Annotated in this window: 24 protein-coding genes; 15 read left to right on the top strand and 9 right to left on the bottom strand. The window is 40.7% G+C overall.

Going from position 1 to position 26062, the window contains the following annotated elements; all coding sequences use genetic code 11:
- The first annotated feature begins 7 nt into the window (after positions 1-7).
- From nqrF to KO530_RS13380, 7 genes are all read left to right on the top strand, one after another.
- The gene (nqrF, locus tag KO530_RS13410; protein WP_216048952.1) at positions 8-1240 is read left to right on the top strand and encodes an NADH:ubiquinone reductase (Na(+)-transporting) subunit F; all 1233 of its coding nucleotides are present in this window, start codon (positions 8-10) and stop codon (positions 1238-1240) included.
- A gap of 81 nt (positions 1241-1321) precedes the next feature.
- The gene (locus KO530_RS13405) at positions 1322-2353 is read left to right on the top strand and encodes an FAD:protein FMN transferase (RefSeq protein ID WP_216048951.1); all 1032 of its coding nucleotides are present in this window, start codon (positions 1322-1324) and stop codon (positions 2351-2353) included.
- A 27-nt stretch (positions 2354-2380) separates the two neighbouring features.
- Positions 2381-2614 (top strand): (Na+)-NQR maturation NqrM, encoded by a 234-nt coding sequence (gene nqrM / locus KO530_RS13400; RefSeq protein WP_216048950.1) that lies wholly within the window; start codon positions 2381-2383, stop codon positions 2612-2614.
- 163 nt (positions 2615-2777) lie between these two features.
- Positions 2778-3674 (top strand): hypothetical protein, encoded by an 897-nt coding sequence (locus tag KO530_RS13395; RefSeq protein WP_216048949.1) that lies wholly within the window; start codon positions 2778-2780, stop codon positions 3672-3674.
- Between the two features lie 59 nt (positions 3675-3733).
- Positions 3734-4801, top strand: a complete 1068-nt coding sequence (gene dinB, locus KO530_RS13390) for a DNA polymerase IV (RefSeq protein WP_216048948.1) — start codon at positions 3734-3736, stop codon at positions 4799-4801.
- Between the two features lie 143 nt (positions 4802-4944).
- Positions 4945-6114 (top strand): MFS transporter, encoded by a 1170-nt coding sequence (locus KO530_RS13385; protein WP_252729251.1) that lies wholly within the window; start codon positions 4945-4947, stop codon positions 6112-6114.
- A 2-nt stretch (positions 6115-6116) separates the two neighbouring features.
- Complete coding sequence (locus KO530_RS13380) at positions 6117-6323, top strand: DUF1653 domain-containing protein (protein ID WP_216048946.1); 207 nt, start codon at positions 6117-6119, stop codon at positions 6321-6323.
- Positions 6324-6429: 106 nt separating this feature from the next.
- Here KO530_RS13380 and KO530_RS13375 read toward each other — a convergent pair whose 3' ends face one another.
- Entirely contained in the window at positions 6430-9387 is a 2958-nt protein-coding gene (locus tag KO530_RS13375) for a TonB-dependent receptor domain-containing protein (protein WP_216048945.1), read from the bottom strand.
- Between the two features lie 456 nt (positions 9388-9843).
- Here KO530_RS13375 and KO530_RS13370 point away from each other — a divergent pair, with 456 nt between their 5' ends.
- Together KO530_RS13370 and KO530_RS13365 are read left to right on the top strand one after the other, a co-directional pair.
- Positions 9844-10926, top strand: a complete 1083-nt coding sequence (locus KO530_RS13370) for a sensor histidine kinase (protein WP_216048944.1) — start codon at positions 9844-9846, stop codon at positions 10924-10926.
- Entirely contained in the window at positions 10919-11674 is a 756-nt protein-coding gene (locus KO530_RS13365; protein WP_216048943.1) for a LytR/AlgR family response regulator transcription factor, read from the top strand. The genes KO530_RS13370 and KO530_RS13365 overlap by 8 nt, the downstream gene beginning before the upstream one ends.
- A gap of 26 nt (positions 11675-11700) precedes the next feature.
- Here the strand turns inward: KO530_RS13365 and KO530_RS13360 are convergent, their stop codons facing one another.
- On the bottom strand, positions 11701-13431 hold the full coding sequence (locus KO530_RS13360) for a Na+/H+ antiporter NhaC family protein (protein WP_216048942.1): 1731 nt from the start codon (positions 13429-13431) through the stop codon (positions 11701-11703).
- A gap of 165 nt (positions 13432-13596) precedes the next feature.
- Between KO530_RS13360 and KO530_RS13355 the strand changes: the two genes are divergently transcribed.
- A complete protein-coding gene (locus KO530_RS13355) occupies positions 13597-14454 on the top strand; it encodes an MBL fold metallo-hydrolase (protein ID WP_216048941.1) in 858 nt (285 codons plus the stop codon).
- Positions 14430-14915, top strand: coding sequence for a GNAT family N-acetyltransferase (locus KO530_RS13350; protein ID WP_216048940.1), 486 nt, complete (start codon positions 14430-14432; stop codon positions 14913-14915). The genes KO530_RS13355 and KO530_RS13350 overlap by 25 nt, the downstream gene beginning before the upstream one ends.
- Before the next feature lie 545 nt (positions 14916-15460).
- Here the strand turns inward: KO530_RS13350 and KO530_RS13345 are convergent.
- Positions 15461-17113 carry an amidohydrolase gene (locus KO530_RS13345; protein WP_216048939.1) on the bottom strand — a complete coding sequence of 551 codons (1653 nt, stop codon included), beginning with the start codon at positions 17111-17113 and terminating at the stop codon, positions 15461-15463.
- A 14-nt stretch (positions 17114-17127) separates the two neighbouring features.
- Positions 17128-18111, bottom strand: coding sequence for a serine/threonine dehydratase (locus KO530_RS13340; protein WP_216048938.1), 984 nt, complete (start codon positions 18109-18111; stop codon positions 17128-17130).
- Between the two features lie 187 nt (positions 18112-18298).
- On the opposite strand from KO530_RS13340, the gene KO530_RS13335 reads away from it, so the two are divergent.
- The 3 genes from KO530_RS13335 (at position 18299) to KO530_RS13325 (ending at position 19987) form a co-directional block, all read left to right on the top strand.
- A complete protein-coding gene (locus KO530_RS13335; RefSeq protein ID WP_216048937.1) occupies positions 18299-18670 on the top strand; it encodes a PH domain-containing protein in 372 nt (123 codons plus the stop codon).
- Positions 18671-18753: 83 nt separating this feature from the next.
- Entirely contained in the window at positions 18754-19497 is a 744-nt protein-coding gene (locus KO530_RS13330) for a tRNA1(Val) (adenine(37)-N6)-methyltransferase (protein ID WP_216048936.1), read from the top strand.
- Between the two features lie 112 nt (positions 19498-19609).
- Positions 19610-19987, top strand: coding sequence for a hypothetical protein (locus KO530_RS13325; RefSeq protein ID WP_216048935.1), 378 nt, complete (start codon positions 19610-19612; stop codon positions 19985-19987).
- A gap of 106 nt (positions 19988-20093) precedes the next feature.
- Here the strand turns inward: KO530_RS13325 and KO530_RS13320 are convergent, their stop codons facing one another.
- The 4 genes from KO530_RS13320 to KO530_RS13305 all read right to left on the bottom strand — a co-directional run bounded on the left by KO530_RS13320 (position 20094) and on the right by KO530_RS13305 (position 23958).
- A complete protein-coding gene (locus KO530_RS13320; protein ID WP_216048934.1) occupies positions 20094-20504 on the bottom strand; it encodes an ExbD/TolR family protein in 411 nt (136 codons plus the stop codon).
- A 129-nt stretch (positions 20505-20633) separates the two neighbouring features.
- Positions 20634-21416 (bottom strand): CLCA_X family protein, encoded by a 783-nt coding sequence (locus KO530_RS13315; RefSeq protein ID WP_216048933.1) that lies wholly within the window; start codon positions 21414-21416, stop codon positions 20634-20636.
- Positions 21417-21423: 7 nt separating this feature from the next.
- The gene (gene fldB / locus KO530_RS13310) at positions 21424-21966 is read right to left on the bottom strand and encodes a flavodoxin FldB (RefSeq protein ID WP_216048932.1); all 543 of its coding nucleotides are present in this window, start codon (positions 21964-21966) and stop codon (positions 21424-21426) included.
- Positions 21967-22143: 177 nt separating this feature from the next.
- Positions 22144-23958: an alkaline phosphatase D family protein gene (locus KO530_RS13305; protein ID WP_252729277.1), complete on the bottom strand. Its 1815-nt coding sequence runs from the start codon at positions 23956-23958 to the stop codon at positions 22144-22146.
- A 237-nt stretch (positions 23959-24195) separates the two neighbouring features.
- On the opposite strand from KO530_RS13305, the gene KO530_RS13300 reads away from it, so the two are divergent.
- The gene (locus KO530_RS13300; RefSeq protein WP_252729249.1) at positions 24196-25308 is read left to right on the top strand and encodes a hypothetical protein; all 1113 of its coding nucleotides are present in this window, start codon (positions 24196-24198) and stop codon (positions 25306-25308) included.
- 82 nt (positions 25309-25390) lie between these two features.
- On the opposite strand, the gene msrA is transcribed toward KO530_RS13300, so the two are convergent.
- Positions 25391-25927 carry a peptide-methionine (S)-S-oxide reductase MsrA gene (msrA, locus tag KO530_RS13295; protein WP_216048930.1) on the bottom strand — a complete coding sequence of 179 codons (537 nt, stop codon included), beginning with the start codon at positions 25925-25927 and terminating at the stop codon, positions 25391-25393.
- Positions 25928-26062: the final 135 nt, after the last annotated feature.

The raw sequence follows: 26062 nt of genomic DNA, 5'->3' as shown, positions 1-26062 counted from the left end.
TTTGTAAATGAATCCAAATGAAATTTACCTTGGTGTAGGTATGTTTATTGCCATTGTATTGGCACTCGTACTTATCATCATGTTCGCAAAGTCTAAGCTTGTACCATCAGGCGACGTGACTATCACTATCAATGGCGACCCTGATAAAGCCATTACGGCTTCACCTGGCGGCAAGTTGCTTGGCGCTTTGGCTGATTCAGGTATTTTCGTATCATCTGCGTGTGGCGGTGGTGGCTCGTGTGGCCAATGCCGTGTTGATATTAAATCTGGTGGTGGCGAGATTTTGCCTACTGAACTGGATCACATAAGTAAACGTGAAGCGAAAGAAGGTTGCCGTCTATCTTGTCAAGTTGCGATTAAACAAGACATGGATATTGAATTACCAGAAGAAGTCTTTGGGATCAAAAAATGGGATTGCGAAGTTATTTCTAACGATAACAAAGCAACCTTCATCAAAGAACTTAAATTGGCTGTGCCAGATGGTGAAAGTGTTCCTTTCCGTGCCGGTGGTTATATTCAAATTGAAGCTCCACCTCATCACGTTAAATACAAAGATTACGACATTCCTGACGAGTACAAGCCTGATTGGGAACGTTTCGGTTTCTTTAATATCGAATCTAAAGTAGACGAAGAAACTATCCGTGCATATTCAATGGCTAATTACCCAGAAGAAGAAGGGATAATCATGCTGAATGTGCGTATTGCTACGCCTCCACCGAACAATCTAAGCTTGCCTGCGGGTAAAATGTCTTCTTATATTTGGAGTTTGAAAGAAGGCGATAAAGCCACTATTTCTGGTCCATTTGGTGAATTCTTCGCTAAAGACACACAAGCTGAAATGGTCTTTGTGGGTGGTGGTGCAGGTATGGCGCCAATGCGTTCTCATATTTTTGACCAATTGCGTCGACTTAAGACTGACCGTAAAATTACCTTTTGGTATGGTGCTCGTTCGCTACGTGAAATGTTTTATGTTGAAGATTTTGATATGCTTCAAGCAGAAAACGAAAACTTTAAATGGCACGTTGCCTTATCTGACCCTCAACCAGAAGACAATTGGGAAGGTGATACTGGATTTATCCACAACGTATTGTTGGAAAACTATTTGAAAGATCATCCAGCGCCAGAAGATTGTGAGTTCTACATGTGTGGGCCTCCTATGATGAATGCTGCAGTCATCAATATGCTTAAAGAATTAGGCGTTGAAGACGAAAACATCATGTTAGATGACTTCGGTGGCTAATATCTAAATGGAAAGTTGTAAAGAGGGACATTTATGTCCCTTTTTTTTGTGAGCATTAGTGTTATTAAATGAGCTTGTTATATGAATAAAGTGAAATCCCTTGGCCTACTATTATGTGTTTTAGTGGTAATACTGGTTGTTTGGAATACTCCTAAAAGTGCTGGCGAAATCCATTTGTCAGGTGCGACTATGGGGACTAGCTACAATGTGAAAGTTCTTGCAGATGTGGGTTTGCCTCCGGAAGAATTACAGCAAAAAATTGATGACCTGTTGGTCGATATCAATAAGTTAATGTCAACCTACGATCCTAACTCCGAGTTGTCCCGCTTTAATCAACAACTTAGCTCTGAACCCTTTAAAATGTCGCCAGCTACACTAACAGTATTAAAGGAAGCGAAAAGGCTAGGGGAAGTCAGTCTGGGCGTACTGGATGTAACTATAGGACCTCTAGTTAATTTGTGGGGCTTTGGACCTGAAGCCCGACCAGAAAAAATTCCTTCACAGCAGACAATCGATTCGCTTAAAGAACAAATTGGCCTGAACAAGTTGGTTATCCAAGATAACTATCTAATTAAACTGCAGCCTGACTTGTACGTGGATTTGTCGACCATTGCAAAAGGTTATGGTGTAGATGTTGTAGCTGAATTATTGGAGTCTTACGGTTACAAAAACTATTTGGTAGAAATTGGTGGCGAGATGCGCGTGGCCGGTGTAAAGAGCAATGGTTCAGGTTGGCGTATTGCGGTTGAAAAGCCAGTCAATAACGAACGCGCTGTACAGTCAATCCTCACAATTGGGAATAACGCGGTGGCAACGTCGGGAGACTACCGTAATTACTTCGAACAAGATGGCATTCGTTACTCCCACTTGATTGATCCCAGAACTGGCTACCCTATTCAGCATAACTTGGTTGCGGTAACCGTTGTTCATCCTTCTTCTATGACTGCAGATGGTTTAGCGACGGCTTTAAATGTATTGGGGAAAGACGATGCACTGCGAGTTGCGAAAGAACATAACCTAGACGTGATGTTAATTACGCGAGAAAAAGGTAGCTTTAAAGCGTATACTACCGGAAAGTTTGACGAATATATTAACGCTGCAACTGAGCAGTAATTTAAATTAAAATAGTTAGGATATAGTGTGAGTACATTTATTTTAGCCTTTGTGTTTTTTCTCGTTGTGGTGCTAGCCATGGCAGTAGGTTACATATTCCAGCAAAAAACAATTGCAGGAAGTTGTGGAGGTTTAGGTGCGCTAGGTATTGCAAAAGCTTGTGACTGTCCAGAACCGTGTGACCGCAAAAAAGCGCGCTTAGAAAAAGAAGAAATACGCCAGAAAAAACTGGCCGAATGGAAACAGAACCAAATTTTATAAATTCTGAGATGAAAATTATCACAAGGTTGTAAGTTTTATTACAACCTTGTACCTACCAAAACTTAAACCGTTTTTCCGCTATTTCCCAGCTGGTTGCAAGATAATATACTGCAAAATAAATTACTTTTACTACACTTAGTAAAAAGCTAAGCAGGGAAAGAAAATGCCTAAAGAAACCCCAATAGAACGTCGCAGACGCATAGCAGCGCATACCGGCATCACCAGTTTACGAACTGATTTTTTACATATTTGCAAAAAACACCCTGATAGAATTGGCATCATCACAGAAGGCGATTCTTGGTTTGCATACCCTAAGAAGTGGGTTGCATTTGGTGGCGATATTAACGTTATCCATCATATTGAGAATGTGGTTTCTAGAACAGATAAAGTCAACTTACTTAGGCTGGCAAGTAATGGCGATGAAGCGGTTAATATGATGTCAGGTCAGCAAAAAGCAGACCTATCTTCAGTTTTGCAACAGAGTGCTCAATACGTGAAGTTGATTTTATTCTCTGGCGGCGGCAACGATATTGTCGGTAAACGTGACATGCCAATGATTTTGAACCAATACGAAGAAGGATTTAGCGCTCAGGACTGCATTCACGCTTCACGCTTTAACCGCAAAATGGATGCAATCATGTTAGCTTATGATCAGTTAATTGATTTACGTGACGAGTATAATCCTCAAGCAACTATCATTACCCATACTTACGATATTGCCAAACCGAGTAAAGACGGCGCTGAGTTTTTTTGGGGGCTGATAAAGACAAAACCTTGGATTTATCCTTATTTAATAGAAAAAAATATACCACTAGAGCTACATTTGCCGATAGTCGAAATTCTTTTAGGTACGCTAAAAACGCGACTTCAAGCGTTAGCAAGTCGTCCGGAACATTTGAATAAACTCATTGTTGTGGATACCCAAGGAATTTTGCGACCTGGTAATAAAACAGATTGGCTGAATGAAATTCATCCTACAGAGTCGGGCTTCAAAAAAATTGCCAAACCTATATATGCGCAAATGAAATCACTAGAGCCTGAACTTCCTGCATTCAAATGACTTGACCTGAATTTACCATTACTGTATAAAAAAACAGTTTAATGGTTTTGGTTGAGGTTATGCGCAAAATTATTCATATCGATATGGATTGCTTTTATGCAGCAGTAGAAATGCGTGATAATCCTGCGTTACAAAATGTACCTATTGCTATCGGAGGTCGATCTGACAAGCGAGGTGTTATTTCAACTTGTAACTATCCCGCTCGCAAATTTGGGGTACGTTCTGCGATGGCTACGGCACATGCGCTTAAACTCTGTCCTAACCTTGTTATGGTGCCAGGTCGTATGGAACTATATGGACAGATTTCCAAACAAATACGCGCCATATTCCAACGATACACCGACAAAATAGAACCGCTGTCTTTAGATGAAGCCTATTTAGATGTTACTGACTCCACATTATTTTCCGGCAGTGCCACTTTAATCGCAGAAGACATACGTAAAGCGATTCAGAATGAAATAGGATTAACTGCTTCAGCTGGTGTTGCGCCTATCAAGTTTGTGGCAAAAATTGCCAGCGATGAAAACAAGCCCAACGGCATTTGCGTGATCACGCCAGAAACACTTGATGATTTTGTAAAAAAACTGCCACTAGGGAAAATTCCTGGAGTGGGTAAAGTGACTGTGCAGAAGTTGCATAATTTAGGCTTATACACCTGCAATGATGTGCGCACTTATCCCATTGAGCAGTTAATTAAGATCTTTGGTAAATTTGGTCCGATAATTTGGAAGCGTAGCAATGGCATAGATGATCGCGATCTCAGTTTATCTCGTGAACGAAAATCCGTTGGTGTTGAGCGCACATTACATGAAGATATTCAGACCAAAGAACAATGTTTGCAAGTATTAGAAAACCTCTACCCTAAATTGGAAGAACGATTAAAAACAGCCCGCAGTGACAACAAGATTCAAACTCAAGGTGTGAAACTAAAGTTTAGTGACTTTCAACAAACCACTGTTGAGCACCGATGTTCTGAATTAGATAAAAACTATTTTGTTGAATTGCTTGATGAAGCCTTTAGTCGCAAAACCGAACGTGGAATTCGCTTAGTTGGCTTGCATGTAGGCTTACCAACTAAAAGTCGGTTTCAGCAAATGGTGCTGCCTTTTGATTCAGCCCTAACATAGCCATAATGCGCTAACTTGTTTGCAGCAAATGTAGTTAAATGATGTTTAACAGTTGCACTTTAAACTATGTTATTTTCAAGTATGCGTTTTCACTCTATTAGGTAGTTAATACTTTGTTTTCCCTCCCTCGAAATGTTTGGATTTTGACATTTATACTTGCCTTAGCGATGAGTGCGGGAGCGATGATGGTAATGGTAGGAGGCCTTGTTGGAGCGAATTTAGCCCCCTCTGTTGGTCTTTCCACGTTGCCGGTAGCAATGATGATCATAGGTACCGCTTTTGGCGTCATACCCGTTACTCGTTGCATGGGAAAGCTAGGTCGAAAACCTGTTTTTTTAGCCGTTGCTGGATTGGCTTGTTGTGCCTCATTGCTTGCTGCATTGAGTATATATATTGCACATTTTATATTATTTTTAGTGGCTACTTTTTTGTTAGGGATAGCAATTTCTGGGTTTCAGCAAATCCGCTTCGCCGCTATGGAGTCAGTGACCTTTGAACGTGCCCCTAAAGCTGCATCCACTGTACTACTTGGCGGCTTAGCCGCAGCCATCATAGGTCCGGAACTCGCCACTATTGGTAATCAATTATTGGCAACCCCATTTGTTGGTTCATTCGTTTTAATGGCCGTACTTTGTTTGATTTGTATAGGGTTATTCGGCTTATTTAAAGAGACCCATACCCCGCTGCAACATACAGGAAAGCAAAAAGTTGTTATTCGTGACGTCTTGTCTAAGCCTTCTTTCATTATTGCGGTTTCTGCGTCAGTGATAGGTTATGCACTCATGAGCTTTATCATGACAGCAACACCTGTGCATATGCATATCAATACTTTGTATAGCTTAGAGCAAGCTAAGTGGGTAATTCAAAGTCATATTCTGGCGATGTACATTCCTTCAATATTCAGTGGTCTGTTGATTGCAAAACTCGGCGTTTATCGGGTGATAGTGGCGGGTCTTATTATCTACTTGTTAACCATTGCGGTTGGTTCAATTGACAGTCAACTGATCAATTACTGGGTCGCTCTCATTTTATTGGGTATAGGCTGGAATTTTTTATTCTTAGGTGGAACTGTGCTTCTGCCGCAAACACATACTATTGAGCAGAAGTTCCAAGTTCAGAGTATTAATGAATTCGCTGTTTTTAGTGCTCAAGGCATGGCTGCGTTGGGAGCCGGTGCACTACTCTTTGCTTTAGGTTGGAAGGGGTTAATGCTAACTAGTTTTATGATTATTTGTTGCCATCTAATTTTGCTGTCTTGGCAGGCTTGGCGGATTAGATCAGCAACAGTATTGGAATTGAATGGAGAAGGGTAAGTATGCTAAAAGCAGGTAAGTATCGTCATTACAAAGGCAATGATTACGAAGTGATTGGGGTTGCTAAGCACTCCGAGGATGAAACCGAATTAGTGGTTTACCGTCCACTTTATGGTGAAAGAAATTTATGGGTGAGGCCATTGGAGATGTTCATTGAAGAGGTTGATGTTGAAGGCAAACTTATTCCGCGGTTTCGATTTATCGATTAAAAGCAGAGCTGTAGCGCCTTGAGGCTTAAAACAGACAATTAAAAACGGAGCTATTTAAGCTCCGTTTTGAGTTTGCTAAAGTTACTTTTTAGTTTAAATCAAAGTACTAAAACTTAAATTTAAGACCTGCTTTATAGATTCTACCCAAAACTTCATAGTTGCTTGGAAAGGTATTGCCCGAATTTGAACTGGTGTCACCAATATCATTGCCTAAAACCGGTGGTTCCTTGTCAAACATATTATCTATACCCAAAGTAAAGGTGGCGTATTTGGTAAAACTATAACTGGCAAATATGTCGAAGTAGTCATAAGAGTCGATTTTTCTGAATGCTTCGAATCGTAGTTCGCGTTCTCCTGGTTCTACATCCACAGAATTGATATGTCTCCACAATAACGAAACAGTAAAGTCATCATATGACCAAGTTGTACGCTGGATCCAACGTATATCAGATAGCGGATCACAACTGGTGCCATAATATCCTTTGCAGTCTAGCACTGGTACTGTGTCTGAGCTTTGTGACTCCTGAGTTAAGTATTTATTGATGTTACCTGAGATAGCGAGATTACCCATGTCATCTAAATCAAAATTCATGTTGAATCCAATTTCAATCCCTTCAGCACGAAGATACTTCAAATTGGTAGTGAATTGATTTACACCCGCCGCAGAACCGGTTAAGTCTCCTCCAACACGATTGATTTTGGCACATTCACCAGCGTCACCATTGATATAACATGAATCAAGTATTTCCTGCGCGGAAAAATTACCAATGATCCCAGAAATATCGATGTCGTAATAATCGACCGATAATGTAAAGTCGTTGGCCCAATCAAAATCTGGGGTCCACACGAAACCAGCAGTGAAGGTGTCTGCTTCTTCTGGTCCTGGCGGATTACTGGGTGAACTGCCGTTAAAGGTATTGATTTGACCCGAGATAATGTCGGGTATCACGCCTACTTGCGCTTCAGTCATGCCAGTTGAGACACATAGTGCTGTTAATGCCGCGTCAATATTTCCTGCATTGGCTATCGAGCAGGGATCAATAACGGCATTATCTAAACCAGATGTGACAGGGGAAGCCAGTTCACCTACGTTTGGCGCTCTATTGGCTTTTTGTTGCATCACTCGCAATAACAGTGGCCCTACTGGACGCCAATTGAATCCTATTTTCCATGATTCTGCAGTTCCGATAGTATCAAAATCTGAAGTCCTAAAACCGAATTCTAGATCCATGGTTTCAGCAAACGCAGCACCATCGAACACGGGTAGAATCCCTTCAAAATAAAATTCATCAACTTTAAAACCACCTTTAATTGGAAGCAAGTTACCTCCAGCTCCACCTTGACAGCTAGCTGGGGTTTCTTTTAAACATTCATCCGGCTCCAAAATACCAGTCTCCGTCCTGTTTTCAAAACCAAAACTCATGGCTAGTGGAGCCCCAGCAGTGGGTAACTCAATGAAGTCTACTGGGCCGGTAAGTACTAGGGATATAATTTCTTGTTCGTATTTTTGTTGCTGTAAAGCAATCGCTCTAGCGTAGGCCGAAGCCGCATCTGTAATAGTGCCAAAGCCGCCAAATAAATTAATAGGAACACAAGTTCCACCCACTGCACAGGTGACACCATCACGGGTATCCAATGCATTTTGGATGTTACCAAGATTGGTATAGCCGTCACGCACTGTTGTGCGGTTTGACTCACCATACTGGTAAGAAAAATCATAATCCCAGTCGGCTACTAACTCGCCGCGAATACCGGCATTAATTTGCCAAAGTTCGGCATCATAGCGTTCGGAACGTGGGCCTAATTCTAGGGTTCGTCTACGTAATCTAACGGTTAGAGAATCCTCTGTATCCACAATTCCATTGTTGTTAGCATCATTCCAACTGCCACCATTTAATAAGGTTCCATCACCTACAGCGGCATTCGCGCCATCAAGAATAAAGTCTAAAGCCTGTGTGCCAATGAGAGGGTTGTATAGCGGTAAATTAAAACTGCTACCAAATGTACCGGAAGGCGCGACTTGCTGAACCACTGTGGTATTAGTGAAGTTAAACGATGAGTAGAATTCCATGTGATCGTTTATTTCATAGTTAGCAAGGGCTGTTGCGCCATAACGTTGAGCTGGCGTTTGATAATAATTAAATGGGTTAAAGTTGAATAAACTACAGTTTGAACCAAGGGTACCGTCCTCTCTAAACTGTCCACTTACACCGGTTCCTATTAATTCAAATCGAGTGGGGATTGCAGTAGTTGAACCGCTACCAGATAAATCCACAACGTTTGGACCGCCACAACCAGCCGGCGGCGGTGTGGCTACATCTCCGTTTAGAAACTCTTGATAACCGGAACCTGTGTTGGAATTAATACCGAATAATCCTAAGGAACGATCGCCGAGCAGTACTGAGTCCCGTTCCATCCAGCTAATTGATAAAACCGCATTCCCTCGGCTGTCGTCAAAGTTAGCGCCAATGGTAAGAGACATATTGTCTTGGTCGCCATCACTTTCGCTACTTTGCGAGTGATTCATATCCAGAGCAACACCTTGAAAGTTGTTCTTCAGTACAACGTTCACTGCACCAGAAATGGCGTCAGAACCATAAACGGCAGAAGCTCCCCCGGTGACTACATCGATTCTGTCAATTAGTGCCGTAGGAATGTTGGCGGTATCTACTTGGCCATTAAAATTAAATGGCACCATGCGTTTTCCATTTAGCAGTACTAAATTACGTTGCGCCCCTAAACCACGTAAATCTATGGTTGCAGCACCTGCGGTGCCATTATTTACGTTGCCACCATCGGCGGGAATAGTAGAGGGTAATGAGCGAATTATTTTTTCAAACTCGGGGGTTTGTAAATAACCAATCTCTTCCTCTCCCAAGGAAAAAATAGGACTGGATGATTCAACTCCGGGTGACAAAATACGACTACCTGTTATTGAAATCTTTTCTACATCGGTCGTGTCTGTAGCTTCTTGAGCGGCAACAAATGATGTACTAATTGCTGCCATCGAGCTAGCACAAAGTGCCAACTTAATTGATCTGGCTAGTTTTGAGGTGATATACATTTTTAGCTCCCCAATGGGTCTCAATGGTTAATTGGACTCACATTTTTTGTATAGTTAGTTTGTGACAAAAACCACTTGTCTAGAGATAAGCTATGCGCTATCTCGGAGTTGCTCTAGGTGGTTTCCGTCAAGCGTTGTAAGTGTGTGACCAAAGGAGTGTTTTGCGTGTTGAAGCGGGGGAACTTTCGATGAACGGCGGCTGTGCAGGTTTAATTGTCGCCCAATAAATTACTCGGAAATTAATTAAGTTATTGAAATTTAGCGATTAAATTATATTTATACGATTTTTGTTGTGCTTTAGGCTGGTTACTTCTAAAGTTTTAATTGAGATGGCTTTGGGGCGAGTGGGGACAGGTTGTGATGAATAGTTAACCCACTTTAATGCAATTTTATGTGTGGATTATTTATGAAAACATCGATATGTTAAAAAAAAGCCAACGATAAAGAATAATTGAAATGGCCCATTCAAAACTTATTTTTAATCGCTATTTCTGGTTTGCCAACACCTTCTTTTGGTTGGCTGTTCACGCCCTTTACACACACGTTAAATTTTTAGCGTTTGAGCAAAATGACAAAAATCCAAATTGGACAGAACTTTGGATCGCGATAAGTCCTTGGTTTATTATTTGGATAGGCGTGACCGCCATTATCTTTAAGCTAGTGCAATACACAAGCCACTCATCTCATTCAACCACTGTTAAAGTTTTTTTTCACTTAAGTTGGATGGTGTTTATTCTATTTATCTATTGGGGCACGGCGCATCTACTCATCATCGCCGTAACAGATCGAACAATGGATGAGTTTTCGTATTACTTTCTGCGCACCATAACTCAGAATGCACAATTGGATATTTCTATGTATTTAGGAGTGCTTGGGGCAGCGATGGCATTGCGTTTTTATCATAATGCAGTGCAAGAAAGTCTTGAATTGAAGCGTTTGCATCATGAACTCATCCAAGAACAGTTACGGACTTTACGTTCTCAGCTGAACCCCCACTTTCTGTTTAATGCATTGAATACTATTGCCAGCTTAGTGCGCTTAAAACGTGAAAAGGATGCAGTAACAGCCCTATCCGAATTGAGTATTATGTTACGTAAAATACTCGAAACTAAAAATCATGATGATATTAAGATCAAAGATGAAGTTGCTTTTATAAACAGTTATTTAGCGATCCAAAAAATGCGCTTTGCAGATAAATTAGATACCCATATTCATGTGCAGCCAGAATGTCTCGAGCTGACTATTCCGAACATGCTTTTGCATCCTTTAGTTGAAAATGCGGTGCAGCATGGTTCCCAATTAGAGTCGAGTCGAAACCTTTTGAATTTAGATATAAGTCGTGATGAAAACGAACTTAAAGTCGTGTTAACCAACAAGGTTGCAAGGAACGATAATCATTGTGGCTTTGGAATTGGCCTTAGCAATACCCGTGAGAGGTTAGCTCGATTATATGGACAATTTCGTTTGGAATTGCATCCACTTGAAAACGATTTATTCGAAACCTTATTAGCAATACCGATAGGAGGACAAGATGCTTAATGTTCTTATCGCAGACGATGAATATTTGGCTCGGGAAACTATCAAAGTATTATTATCCAACGAATCAGATATTGGCAATATTTATGAGGCCGAAGATGGCAATCAAGCACTCTCACTGGTCAGCGAATTTAAACCTGACGTGGTATTTTTAGATATTGAAATGCCAAAAATATCGGGTATCCAAGTTGCTAAACATGTACCTCCTGAAAGCGTTATTATTTTTGCAACCGCTTATAATGAGCATGCTGTAGAGGCATTCGAACTCAATGCGATTGATTACATTTTAAAGCCTTACGATGATGAACGTTTTTTTAAAGCGCTGGAGCGGGCTAGAGCAAAAATCACCGGTGAGCAACAAGATGACTATGCTAAATTGAGTGAGGCCATTCAGCAGATGCTTTATGAGCAGCAAAAAGCGTATCGTGAAAGATTAGTAATACGAGATCCTGGGCGAATTCGTTTAATTGATGTGGCTCAAATTACCTTTATTTCTGGGGCGGGAAATTACGCCGAAATTCATCTTGATGATGGCAAGCATGTATTGCATCGAGAAACACTTTCGACTTTAGAAGAACAGCTTAATCCCCAAGAATTTGTGCGAATCCACCGTTCATCTATTGTCCGTCGTAGTGCAATAAGTGAATTACGGCCGAATGATAAAGGAGATTATTCAGTGATTTTACAAAGTGGTGAGGTGTTAACCCTATCTCGTCGAAATAGAGTGAAACTCGACGAGTTAACCAACTAAACAGAGAACGTTATTTCAGCTTAAGATTAACTCATAAACAGCGCGCATAACGTCCATAAAACCGCGGCAATCGAAGCGGCAAATGTAGCAGGAACAAGTTGTGTTTTCACATGATCCATTAAATCGCAGCCAGTTGTCATGGAACTTAAAATGGTGGTATCCGATATCGGTGAGCATTGGTCGCCATACACGCTGCCATTTAAAACACCAGCAAAACAAATCATCATAAATACTTCTGGATTAGCTAACATTTCGTTTTGAGAAATGTCCCACACCAAGGGCATCGCTAATGGGAATGCAATGGCAAATGTTCCCCAACTTGTACCTGTGGAAAACGCGATGATCATGGTGAGTAGTTGTAAAACCACCGGTAAAATCCAAAACGGTAGCTCTTCGCCTAGTAGATCTACTAAATAAATTCCGCCGCCAAGTTGTTTGCTGATAGTGCCGATGGTGATAGCTAACATTAAAATGACGGATGCAACAACGACTCCTTTCCAGCCTATACCAAGCCCATTGAGCATTTCGCGAATTTGCATACCTTTACCCAGCGCGAAGAGCACAGCGATGAGTAACGCACCGCCAAAAGCCCAGTGAATTTGTGGGGTACCGGTGAATATAAAGGTTACCACAGCAATCCCAATTAGACTGACTAAAGGAAAAACAAACTCGATCCAATGAGGGTTATACCCTTCAGGCACGCTCGTCTCTTGCAGTTCTTTTGCGCTAATAGGGGCCGCGTCTGGAGCATCTAACTGGCCGGTCAGTCTGGCCCTAGAAATGGCTTTTCGAATTGGTGCACCGGAAAAAACGGTGAATTCTAAGCTAAGAAGGAGAGTACCAATTACTGCAAAAATGCCGTAAAAACTAAATGGAATACTGGAAAAAAAGAAAGCTATTCGGTCGGCTTCAGTGGCTAAGAATGCCACCCCTGGAACAAATATAAATGCCTGAATATATGCAGGCCAGGCGTTAAATGCGATCACTGCTGCAATAGGCGAAGCGGTGGAGTCAACCACATAACTCAGTTCTTCATGGCTCACATTCGCTTTGTCAGCCATGGGCTTGACAGTGGTACCAACTAATACAGTACTCATGGTGCCACCTTGGAAAAACAACACCCCTAACATCCAAGTTACTAGCTTTGCTGAACGAGGACCGGTGACAAAGCGTTCACTCATCATTTCCGCAAACGCTTGTGCCGCGCCTGTTTTAGACCAAATTCCCATCAGCCCGCCCAGCAACCACAAGTACAATATTAAAATTGAGGCTGCGTCAGTGGTGGCCATATTAGGTATTAAAACTTCTTGGCTGATATCAAACTTGCCTAACATAAAAGCGCCCACAACGATCCCGCTAAACAAGGCAAGCAGAGGTTCTCGGCTGATTAAGCATAGGGCGATCGCGATGAATGCTGGTAACAGCGACCATACTTTAAAGTGATAATCTGCGCGAAGTAAAATAGGGTTTTGACCGACGTCTGAGATGACAACCCACTGTTCTTTTATTTCTGGTTCTGAGGTCAGTAAATTTAGTTTATGCTGGGCCAGTGGCGATTGTTCGTAAGGAGTAACGTCGCTAATAATTTGTTCATTACCTTGCTTTACGTATGCCCATTCACCTTGTTCTGTTAAGTAGGTTTGGTATTGTATCCTTGATTCGACCCAAGTTGCTGAAACATATAAATTGACATACAAAGCGCCTATTAAACCTAAAATAATACATAAAAAGGTCAACTTATTTTGCAATTTATTCATTCTAGCGCCACTCTAAGTAATTATGTCTTTAGCAAATTGAGAAAGTAATAGTCTAGCATCCAAGGAGGCTAAACTTCTAAGCTATTTAGGCACTATTGTCGTTAAATGCTAACGATTAGTTGAGCTCTTAATATTCATAACTGATTAAACACATAGGATAGGAAAATGCGTAAACAAGTTGTTTTATTGATGTTTCTGTTAACTGGATTTTTAACTACGTCTGGCTATGCTCAAAATAATCCTGATGACGTTACTATGAAGTCTGAAAATTTGGGGGATTCAGTCTATATGCTAACGGGTATGGGCGGAAATATTGGGGTATCAGCCGGTGAAGAAGGGCTTCTGATTATTGATGACCAATATGAACCTATGGCAGAAAAAATCTCTGCTGCTTTAGATTCAATTCTGAAAGACAAGTTAAGGTACGTGATTAATACCCACTATCACGGTGATCATACTGGCTCAAATGCGTATATGAAAGAAGTCAAAGATGCCACTATTTTCGCCCACGATAATGTCCGTGTCCGACTGCTAAACAAAGAGGAGCATAAACACTCGGAATTGCCTGTCGTCACTTATTCTCAAGGTGTTACCTTTCACTTTAATGGTGACACACTAAAAGTAATGCATTTATCCAACGCTCATACCGATGGAGACAGTGTCGTTATGTTTGAAAAAGCCAATGTTTTGCATACTGGTGATTTATTTTTCAATGGGCTTTTTCCCTATATCGATATAGACAGTGGGGGCTCAGTAAAAGGTTACATTGCCGGGGTAGAAAAACTGATTAGTATGATTGATGATGATACTAAAATTATTCCAGGTCATGGACCTTTAGGCGACAAGGCGCAATTACAGGCATTTGTTGAAATGATTAAACAAACATCTTCGCAAGTTAAACAGTTGAAGATAAATGGATTGCCAGTTGAAGATATTATAGACGCGGGATTAGATGATAAATGGAAAGAATGGAGCTGGGCTTTTATCAATGAAGAAAAATGGATAAGAACACTTTACCGTTAATTTTAGTCGAGGCCTCCGAACAGGATATAGCTAGCCTTTGTGGGTGGTTTGTCAGTTTTGATGAAATTCGTGATTGGGGGGGACCTAACATCTCCTTCCCCATTAGCTCCCGCAGTCTAATTGTAGAAACTAAATTAGCGCAGGGAAGGAGTTATAAGCTAATAGATACCAAAAACAACATGCTCGCTTTTGGGCAGTGTTATGAACGACTTGGAAGGTGTCACTTAGCCCGTTTGGTTGTCAATCCTCAGAACAGAGGCTGTGGTGTTGGTAAGCAACTCGTTAAGCAACTACTGACTCAAGCCCCCGAATACCTAGTAACTAAGGGCTTTTCGTTATTTGTATGGCCTCATAATAAAGTCGCTAAGAAGCTGTATCAATCTTTGGGTTTCCGGCGAGTAAATTATCCGGAATCTATAACACCTGAGATGGCTAAGTGTGACTATTTAATTAAAGACTAAATAACAGATTGAAATAATCAGCACTAATCAGGTTAAAACAACGCAAGTTTGGGGGTTGAAAACAAAATCAATCAACGCCGCCATGCAAAACATTCGTTTTCAAATCTAAAGTAACTATTTAATTTTACCCTCGCAGTCAACTCTGAGTACAAAATTTCCCATAGCAATCAAGCGCATGTACAAATAATGAACAATTATATGAGGGCGAAAAAGTGAAAATATATGCGCATAAAATAGGCACTCGTTTGAACGGTACGCCCTAATAAAGTGCTAATGCACCAAACTGGTATGATGTGCGTCAAAAGACACTAATGTGAAAATATTAAGCTGTTGATTTTTATAGATAAAAAAGTTGGCACTGAAGCTGCTAAGTAAGCTTTGATTACGCATCTACGATAGAAAAGTTATATGTGTAACCATTGATAATAAAAATAATAAACAATGTTGAAATACTTCAAACGCTAGCTAAGTTGTTTGAGGCAGGAAGGCAATACTACCCGCACAAATTTTCGTGTCCTGTGGTTTGTGCGGGTTTTTTCCTTCTATTATTCTTTACTATTCTCATATACGCGTTTACCAGCAACCCAAGTTTCCACTACGTTAGTTTTCCAAAGTTCTTTCTTATCAATTTCGAAGATATCCTGATCTATCAAAATGAAGTCAGCCCATTTACCTTTAGTTAATCCACCTAACACTTTTTCTTGATGAGCGGCATAGGCTGCATCTATGGTAAAGCCTTTAAAAGCTTGTTGGAGACTTAAAGCTTGACTAGGAATCCAACCTTCGACAGGTTGGTTGTTTCTATCCTGACGGGTGACAGCTGCGTGAATGCCATAAAATGGATTAGCTAATTCAACTGGAAAATCTGAACCTAGCGGCAATGGTGAGCCCTGATCAATGAAGCGTTTCCAAGCGTATGCACCACGTAAACGGTCTTTTCCTAAACGGTCTTCAGCCATGTTCATATCGCTGGTGGCATGGGTAGGTTGCATGGAGGGAATGATGTCTAGTTGTTTAAAGCGTGGGATATCATTCAAGCTGATAACTTGAGCATGTTCCACTCTATTGCGCAGCTCTTTACCGCCAACGGTTTTGAATGAGGCTTCAAATTGATTTAAGGCTAAGTGATTAGCGAGATCACCAATAGCGTGCACATTGAGTTGAAATTTGTGCTTGAGTACCAAATCAAAAAGGGGTTTAAATTGTGCTTCCTGCATGACCATCAGCCCCTTATTGTCAGCTGCATCTGAATAGTCTTCGAACAAAGCTGCTCCACGACTACCTAGGGCTCCATCGGCCATGGCTTTGACACTTCTAATCGATAAAAAATCGTCGGGATCATTAAAATAACCCGCCTCGAGTACTTCCTGTAAACTGGGATCTTCAAACCAGAACATTGCATAAATACGCACAGCTAAACTTTCTGCTAAGGCTTTTTGTTTAAAAAAATCATATTCTGATTTGCTTATTCCAGCGTCATGCACATTGGTTATACCCACTGAAAGTAAGTGCTGTGAAGCGGCTTCTAAGCTAGCTTCAATGCTGTCGTTACTTTCTTCTGGTAGATGTTCCGATAGTAAATCCATCGCCGTATCTATTAATACACCTGATGGATTTCCTTGTTCATCTCGAATGATCTTGCCACCTGGCGGATCCAAAGTGTCTTTGTCTATGCCCGCGATTTGCATTGCTTTACTGTTAACCCAAACGGCATGACCATCCACTCGACTTAAAATAACAGGGGTTTCATTCACATATTCGTCAAGCAGTTGTGCTTTGGGAAATTGTTTGTCTGGCCACAATACTTGATTCCATCCGCCGCCTATTATCCACTCTAAATGTGAGTTTGCTGCTGCATATTCGCCTACCTTAGAGGCTGACAGTTGTGCAGATTGCACATCGCGTAAGTCAACTTCTAGCAATGAGTAGCCAAGGTATAATAAATGCCCGTGCGCATCAATTAAGCCCGGTAAAAGGGTTTTTTGGCGGCCATCAATAAATACACTATCTGGATATTGATTCATTAAGGTTTGATCGCCGATGGAAATCACTTTGCCGTTTTCAAAGACTATATGAGAAAACTGGATCATCGCTCCATCATTATTGAGGGTATATCCTTTAACATTGCCTACCATTGTTGGTTTAGCATGTGTAAAAAAGCTAAGGAAACAGACAAGCAGTACAAGTAAATTTTTCATAAATCCTCTTATTTTTATAAGCTAGGTAAATGACCTAGGTAATCGACGGACCAAATTTGTTGCATTTTTTTATGATCAATATTTCCGCCCGATAACAGCACTAATATTGTTTGACCTTTCGGTTGATGTTTTAACCACTCAATGACGGCCTGCATCGACATAGCGCTAGTGGGCTCCATATGCAGCTTGAGTAAATGTTGTAACCACTGAGTCCAGTAAGCGATATCAGGTTCGGATACTTCCACTATACCATCTAGCATTTTTAGTACCGCAAAAGTATGCTCACCTATTGATGGCGTCGCAGCCCCATCGGCCATGGTTTGCGGTGGTTTGTTCAGCGTTATTATTTTATTCTGACGTAAAGACTCTGCGGCATCGTTGGCTACCAGTGGTTCTGCCCCCAATATTTTTGCCGATGGACAAAGGGCTCGAGCCGCAATTAACGTACCTGATAATAGTCCACCGCCACCACAGGGCGCAAATATCGCGTCTACATCACCTGTTTGTTCGAGTGCATCCACTACCAAGGTGCCCTGTCCAGCGATAATGTCGGGGTGATTAAATGGAGGTATCCACAAGGTTCCTGGTTCTATGGATGCCTGTTTTACTGCATCGTCTGCTTCTAGTCGAGTTGGGTATAGCGCTAGTTCAGCACCATAATACCGAGTAGCTTGTGCTTTTACTGCCGATACATTTTCGGTACTAAATATTTTCGCTGGAATACCATATAGGCTGGCTGCGTATGCAACTGCTTGGGCATGATTGCCTGAACTATTGGCAACCACACGTTCTGGTAAAGCATTCTGTTCGGCTAGTTTGGCCAAGGTATTAATAGCACCGCGCACTTTGAATGCGCCGGTTCGTTGTAAACATTCTGCTTTAAATAAGATTCGGCTGCCCAACCATTCATTCAATAACGAAGATTCAATTATTGGGGTTTGATGTATCATTGAAGCAATCCGTTTGCGGGCTTGAACAATGTCAGAATAGCTTGTCATCTAGACTCCTTTTTTCGCATATTAAGTCGTTATCTACAGATTTTATGTATAGTAAGCGGCTTACTTCGTCTGACGTTTATTTTTGATTTCCTAGTGAAGCATAAACTCGACACAATGGGTATAGGTGTATTGTGTTTTGCAACCAATCCCCTATGCTTAATACCGCAACATGAATCAGGAGACAAAAATGGGATTGTTAGACAAAATAATGGGGAATGCGTCAGAAATTAATGTGGCTGACGTTAGTGAAGAGTTAGCTCCTATCATAGGGGCAAGTGAAACCATAGAACGTGTATTTAAAGAAATCCGTGATATGTACGTCTTTACTAATAAGCGTTTGATATTAATAGATAAACAAGGTTTAACTGGAAGGAAAGTCGACTATCACTCAATTCCTTATCGGGCAATTACCCAATTTAAACTGGAAACCGCAGGACATTTCGATTTAGATGCTGAGTTCAAAATTTGGATATCTGGAATTGATGAGCCAATTGAAAAAGAATTAAATAAAAATGTGGTAGTTGGCATTCAACGTACCCTTGCCGATTATATGTTTTAAGCGATATAGCCAAATTAGGTGGGAATGATTTTCCACCTCGTCTACTTTATGAATAGCAGCGTGCAAGTAAGTGATCCTTCCAAATGATCCCCAAAACTAAATTTAACGGATTTCGATTTAAACAATTCGATATTGAACATAAAGATTGTGCCATGAAAGTGGGAACTGATGGGATATTGTTAGGAAGCTGGGTGGCGAAAGGCAATTACTCTTCTATTTTAGATATTGGAACCGGCAGTGGCTTAATTGCGATTATGTTGGCGCAACGAGCTGCCGAGCAAAGTCACATATTGGGCATAGATGTTGATGAGAAAGCGGTTTTACAGGCTCGAAAAAATGCGAACAACTGTCCGTGGACAACAAAACTGTCTTTCCAACATACAGCTTTGCAGCAATTACCTAGGTCATCTCAATACGACTTAATTGTTAGCAATCCGCCATACTTTGAAGGAAAAATGGGAGAGCTAGAAGTCACAGACGCTAATTTCATGACTGAATCAAGAAGGCAAGCTAGACACGATACGCGCTTAAGCCTCGCCGAATTATTCCACTCAGTATCTAATTTATTAACACCGCATGGGCATTTTTACTGCATATTACCGTTGCAAAGTGGCGATATCTTTACTCTTGCTAAGCAGCAAGGCCTTTTCTGTCAAATGCTAACAGTGGTGAAATCAAATCCTTCTAAGCCGGCAATACGTCAATTACTAAGGTTTGGATTTAGTCAAACAGAGCTAATTACAAAGGAATTCAGTATACATAACCAACAAGGCGCTTATTCCGATGAATACCTAGATCTTTGTCGGGACTACTATATTAATTTTTGAATCGGCATGGTTACTTTAAGTTGCTTTGCTGAAGGTTTTTTATACAAACAATTTTCTCTTAGCATATTTGTTGCTATATTTAATTTAGATGGTTTAGATAAAGTGGTGATGTATGCGTGATATTGAACTACCGGATTCAATCTCTAACTTAGCCGATAAGCTGCAAATTGTTGAAATTGTATGGCAAGGTATTCCGTTTCAAATTCCCAAATTTGCAGTTTACAGTATCTTAAATAACTCCGTTTTCGACAGATTTATGTATCGTAATGGGCGACGTGTGGCACTAATCAAACTTGGGCGCTATGAGGTGCCAGTAATTGATCCATTTCGAGGCAATATTGATAAGCCACCTGAGCATGTTGTTATCATCACTCACAGCAAGGGAGATAGGTTTGGGTTGTATGGTTATCCTGCCGATCATGTGGCTGATGATGTCTGTGTAGCCAGAAACCATCGTTCGGTCAAACGTATTATTAAAGACTTTGTTTAGTTAAGTTAACTATGACCTGAATAATTCTCAAGTTTGAGTCATGACAAAGTAATAGCCAAAAAAAAGCCCTTCAATTGAAGGGCTTTTAAAATCAACTTGAATCTTATCAGCTGTCTTTAACAAGAATTGACACTTTGTCTATTCCTGCTTCTTTGGCTTGGTTCATTACTTCAACCACGATACCGTGCTTGGTTTTTGAATGAGCCTGGATCGCTGCAGAATCAGTATTATTCTCTGCTAAAAAGCTTTGGATGTTTGCCACAACACGACGGATATCAACTTCACGGTTATCCATTACAATGGTACCTTGCTGATCAATTCGTATCGCCAATGTTTTTGCATTACTTGGCGGCGGCGGCGCATCTGGAGCCTTTGGACGATTAGCCATCAAGCCAGCTTCTTTTACAAAAGACGTCGTTACAATGAAGAAAATCAACATAATAAAAACGATGTCTAGCATGGGGGTCATATCAATTTGAGCTTCGTCATCAGCGGAGCCGTGCTTTTTCTTTCTCATAAATTCAACCACAGTTACTAATCGTTAATGTCCTAGTATAGAATCACTTTGGTGTCAGAGTAAATGCGTTAAATGAAATTTGTTGCTAGATTTTAGCAATTAATTTTAATTTGAGTTTAAAATTGCCCGTTAATTGAGCGCTTTCCCCAAAATTCTAAAATATTTCAGCACACTAGCGTTACTTTCTAACCTATGTTTTTCAATCGGATATATTCCTACTTGTGCTTCTACAGTTTGTTTTGTGCCTTGCACTAGGAATGCATTTTTAACGCTTTGATCCTGAATAGCCGCTTCAAACGCCCTTGCAGCCATCTCTTGTGGTTGAGCGAAATAATACAGTTGCATGCTTTTATCTGCTTGTACGCAGCGTGTGACATATTCGCTGGGCTCGATTCCATTACTGTCTAAAAATAAGGTTTGAAACCAATTCGAGAGGGTTTGGTTTAAAGGATGTGAATGCATTATGGCATCTTCTAACCAAAGACTAGAGGCAAATGCATGGGGTAGGTTTGTGGAATACATTTTAGCGCTAATGTAATGATCGAAACCATGGAACCACTCATGGGCTAGGGCGCCGCCACCTGCATTTTTAGCTAAGGATAGTTGTCTCTTAGGTGCATGATAATGTGCGCTACTGTGCTTTTGTCCGCCAATCCCAAAAGCCAGTGACAAAGTACCATTGAGGGAAATGACTTGCTCATTGACTTGCAAGATGTCCATTAAGTCACACAGCGCATCGAAAAATAGGTTAGCCGCTAACTGTTGCTCCGATTGGGTTACCCATTTTCCGATTTGAATCGTCTTGAAACCGAAAATTTTACGAATATCTCCAAAACTTACGTCCGCTCCCGCCCGATGCTCTGCACCGTTTCGATAAAAAGGTCGCTGAATTCTAGGGATAATATCCGACATTAGATGGCTAGCTTAGTGGAATTTCAGTCAGCAGTTGTTCACACCATTGACTGATACGTTGTTCGCTTAAGTCGTATTGGTTTTCATCATCTAATGATAATCCAACAAAATGACTTTTATCTGCAGTCAGTCCTTTGGAATGATTAAACTCATATCCTTGATTGGGCCAATAGCCTATAAATTCACACTCAAGCACTGCTAACTCGTCGTGTAACATTCCTAGCGCATCCTGAAACCAGTCGGCATAACCAATTTGGTCTCCTAATCCGAACAAGGCAACGGTTTTTCCTTTTAAGTTCAGGCTTTTAATATCATCCCAAGTCGACTCCCAATCTTCCTGCAATTCACCAAAATCCCATGTGGAAATGCCGAACAACAATATGTCGAATGATTGTGCTTTGCTCAATGCTACGTCTTTTATATTAAATAGTTGAACAACAGGGGCATCGAAAAGTTCGTTGATTTCTGATTGGATTTTTTCTGCGGCCATTTCTGTATAACAGGTGGTAGAACCGAAAAATAAACCAATGTTTAGGGCGTTTTCTGACATTTTTTTCCTCATACTAATTCCGATAAGGGATGCGTTATTTAGAAACGCTCCTAAACGAAATAGGTATTAACGATTACTCAACCATTATTGTCTCTGTATGCGCTATCAATATCCAACGATTTTTTATTTTTATCTGTTAGCAGCCGTTTTAACTACTGCAGAGTCGATGATGTGGCGTCAATCTTTTTTGATAAAAGTGACTTGCTCACCATTTGCTAATAGAACAGAGGCTTCTACTTCGGTGCAATCGTCGTTTACTTTCAATTGGCCTATTCCCGCTCCGTTTAGAAGCGTTCTTATTTGTTGGTTGCTAGGACGGCGATGGCGAATAGTCATGTTGCGACGTTGTGTGAACCAGTTCAACGGTGACTTTGGACCGAATAAAATCTGATTCAGTCTATCAAACCAACTTATTAATTTTTCTGGAAACTCGTTTTTAATACCGCTACTGGTTATTTGAGTGATGTGGGGACTGTTGCGCCTGAATTTTAGGGTTATGTCGTAGACAAAGGAATAATGTACGTCACCAGATAAGATCACAAAATTGGGGGGCGTTTTGTAATGCCGGAAAATATTAAGAATCACACTCGCAGTGCCTTTGTGCGCCATCCAGTTTTCCGCATCAACCATTAATGCTCGACCAAAAAAGGTAAAAATGCGCTGAATGGTCTCAATCAGTTTAACACCGAATATCGGTGCTGCGGAAACCATAATAACAGCGGGTTGATCGATCAACTCTTGTTGTAAGTCGCATAACGCTTCCCAGTCCATCAATCCTGAAGGTTTACTTAAACTTGATTCCGAGCGCCAACGCTGAGTCCGCGTGTCTAACACAACAATTTTCGGGTGAGTGTTCAAGGTATAATGCCATTGGTCCCAGTGCAGCAAAATATCAATAACCTGATCATGTTGTTCGATACCACTATCGCTGAAAAAAGGCAGTAATTTTTCTGTGAGCGGAGAAAGTTTTGTTACATCATTGCCCCAACCTTGGCACAGCCAATATCCAATTAAGGCATTACCAACAATGCGTTTAGCAAACGCATTGTTATAAACCGCTTCCTCCCAACCTCGGGTTAAGTTCCAATCGTCGGTAATGTCATGGTCGTCGAATATCATATACACAGGAATATGCGCCATTGCTCGGCGCACTTTAGGTAACCCCTGTTTAAATTCTTCTACCCAATGCAATTCTTCTGCGTAGGTAGCTTGATATTGAGGGGCGATATTGTCTGCTTCAAGTTTGCTAAAACGCCACATTTCAGGAGACCATATTAGCGCGTACATACCTATTACTTCTGCGAAGCTTATCAAATGGTTATTTGCATTTACCGAAGTAAATATCGGTTTCTTTTTACCCTTGAAAAAGTAAGACATTACGTTTTCAGTTGTATCATTGTCAGGTAACAAAGTAGGGCGTTGGTAATAACAATTTTCATCAGTTGGTAATTGCTTACTACTATCTATTGTCGCCCCTGACAGTTCTTCTTGGAATAAACCTAAATACTCAATAACTTGGTTAATAGCGAATAAAGTCGGGCCTGCCACATCATCAATATAAGCCTGATCGCCAGATAATATGAGTAAATCGGGTGCTGAGGCTTCATCTGCAAATGACTGTTCCAAAGCCTGATCAATAGATAGCATCCCATCCTTACTATTGTGATGAGGTTTACGGCAGGAGCCATGTAAGACGTTATTGATTTGCCTATTAAAAAAGAAACTCGGAGAGCTTTGCTGGTTATACACTATGTCAGGCATCAATTCTTGCAAGGTTTTACGAATGCCTTGGTTATCGGTAAGGGTAATGTCGTAAAAATAGCGGGTCGCTTCCGTTAACGATTCAGAAAGTGCTAAGGTAGTGACGTAAATGAACGCATTTTTGCCTACTCTGACGATATTTGAGTGTTCGTCAATATTCTGGTGATATAAGATATCAGACTCTTTGGTCCAGACTTTAGCATCGAATTCGTATTTGTGACTAACTAGCATCCACAATGTAATACTAGTTTCATCAATTGCACGAAGAATAGGTCCCGCAATAATCGGGGGCAATTCTTTGGGAGGATGTTGAGAAAGTCTTGATTTTACCAAAGCAATATTAAAAATAGTCGAAATTTCTATTCAGTTTGCATTAGTTTTAAGCGAACAAGCAAATAGTTTTCTGATTTACTTGCTATTAATAAATTAACAACTTATAAAACCTGCCGAAGGATGAGGAAAGGAATAATGAAGAAACTGAGTCTAATTTTTTTAGTTGTTGTTGGACTGGCGGGGTGCGCGGAAGAGAAAGAGCAGAAATCACAAAGTATTCCTTTGCAAGGTCAGTGGTTAACTGAATCTACTGGCGATGTGATGCTTGATCCACAAACTTCCGGACTTAAAAGTTGGCGTGGGAAATTACTTTCTGTCTCTGATGGAAGTGCGGATATTTCTCAGCGTAAGCAGCTACATGTTATCGAGCCTAAAAATGCACTGGTTTTAGAAGAATCACTGTTATTTGTTATGTCGGAAGCTGTTCAGCAGAGTTGTTTTGCCGCATATTTAAATGATGCGCCTGATCTAGAGGCACTTGCCGTTGATCCGCGTAATGATAAAGTGTTTGTGGTTGTCACCGAAGATGCGACTCGTGGTGAAAGCATGTCAGAAAGTTGTTTTGAAAAATATCGAAACAGCGGTTCAACTGACTATCCAACATTGTTAGTGCGACTTGAGCTACAAGACGACAATTCATTGTTGATCACGCATGTAAGGCCATTACAGTTTGAAGCATCATTAAACATTGGCAATTTCCCCAATGACGGTATCGAAGCGATGACTTTTGGACCCGATGGCACTCTTTATTTGGGCTTGGAGAAGGACAAACAAGTAAACGCTCGAATCTTCTCAGTCAAAGTCGAAGATTCTTTTTGGGCATCTGATGACTTTGTTCAAGTAACTGATTTGGAGCTCAGATTACCAAAGTTTGAATCCGGTAATCATCCGATTAATGCCATGGACTATTTGCCTAGAACTAATCACCCTGGCTATTTAGTTGCTGCCGCTAGAAATGATAACAATATTTGGTTGGTTGATTTAAAAAAACAACACGAAACCAAAATTATCCCAGTTCACTATTACGCACCTACTAATTCTAATGATCCTAATTGTGGTCAATGGGAGTTAATGAATAACGCTTCTTTAGAGGGGTTGGCTGTAGTGGGAGATAAAATTTGGATGATCAACGACCCGTGGAAAAAATATTACAAAGAAAACGTTGTTTGTGAAACGAATCGAACTAAATACGAACAAATGGCGCCGCTGTTATTTTCTATGCCTATCGATCCTAATTGGTTTAACTAAATAAGAACCAGCGTAACCGACGAGTTAAATACTTATCGGTTATGCTGTTTGTTATTCGAATATCCTGATAGTTAAAACGTTGTCATTTCAATCGACTGGCAAAGTTCTTTTTAAATTTCGCTAATTTAGGGGCCACGACCATATTGCAATACTGGTTCTGTGGGTTGTTAGTGAAATAATCCTGATGATAATCTTCGGCTTGGTAATAATTGTTGATTTCCGTGACTTCGGTAACGACAGGGTCTGGCCAGATCTTTTGCTCTTCAATTTCCGCGATAATCTCTTCGGCTAATTTCTTCTGTTCATCATTATGATAAAAAATAGCACTTCTATATTGGCTGCCTACATCATTGCCTTGTCTATTTAATTGGGTGGGGTTGTGCAAAGAAAAGAATATTTCCAATACATCTCGAAACGAAATTTTATCCGCATCAAAATTGACTCTCACCACTTCAGCATGGCCCGTTGAGCCACTGCAAACTTGCTCATAAGTTGGATTATCAATGTGACCTGCAGCATAACCTGAATAAGCTGATTGGATGCCATCAACAGAGTTGAATGCTGATTCAATACACCAGAAACAGCCGCCTGCTAGGGTTGCTTGTTGAATATTTGCCATTTTTTCCTCAGAAAATAAGTTTTCGTGAATTGTTGCACTTAACATGGTAACGAATTTAGTTTAGTTCAAGGCATCCACAACAGATAGTTTTGCGTACTAAGATTATCATTGCCCGCTTAACCCTCTCTTATTTTG

The organism is Aliiglaciecola lipolytica (genome assembly GCF_018860635.1).
GTDB lineage: Bacteria > Pseudomonadota > Gammaproteobacteria > Enterobacterales > Alteromonadaceae > Aliiglaciecola > Aliiglaciecola lipolytica_A.
Note: the sequence above shows the minus strand (reverse complement) of the source record. Positions and strands in the feature narration are given on the sequence as shown.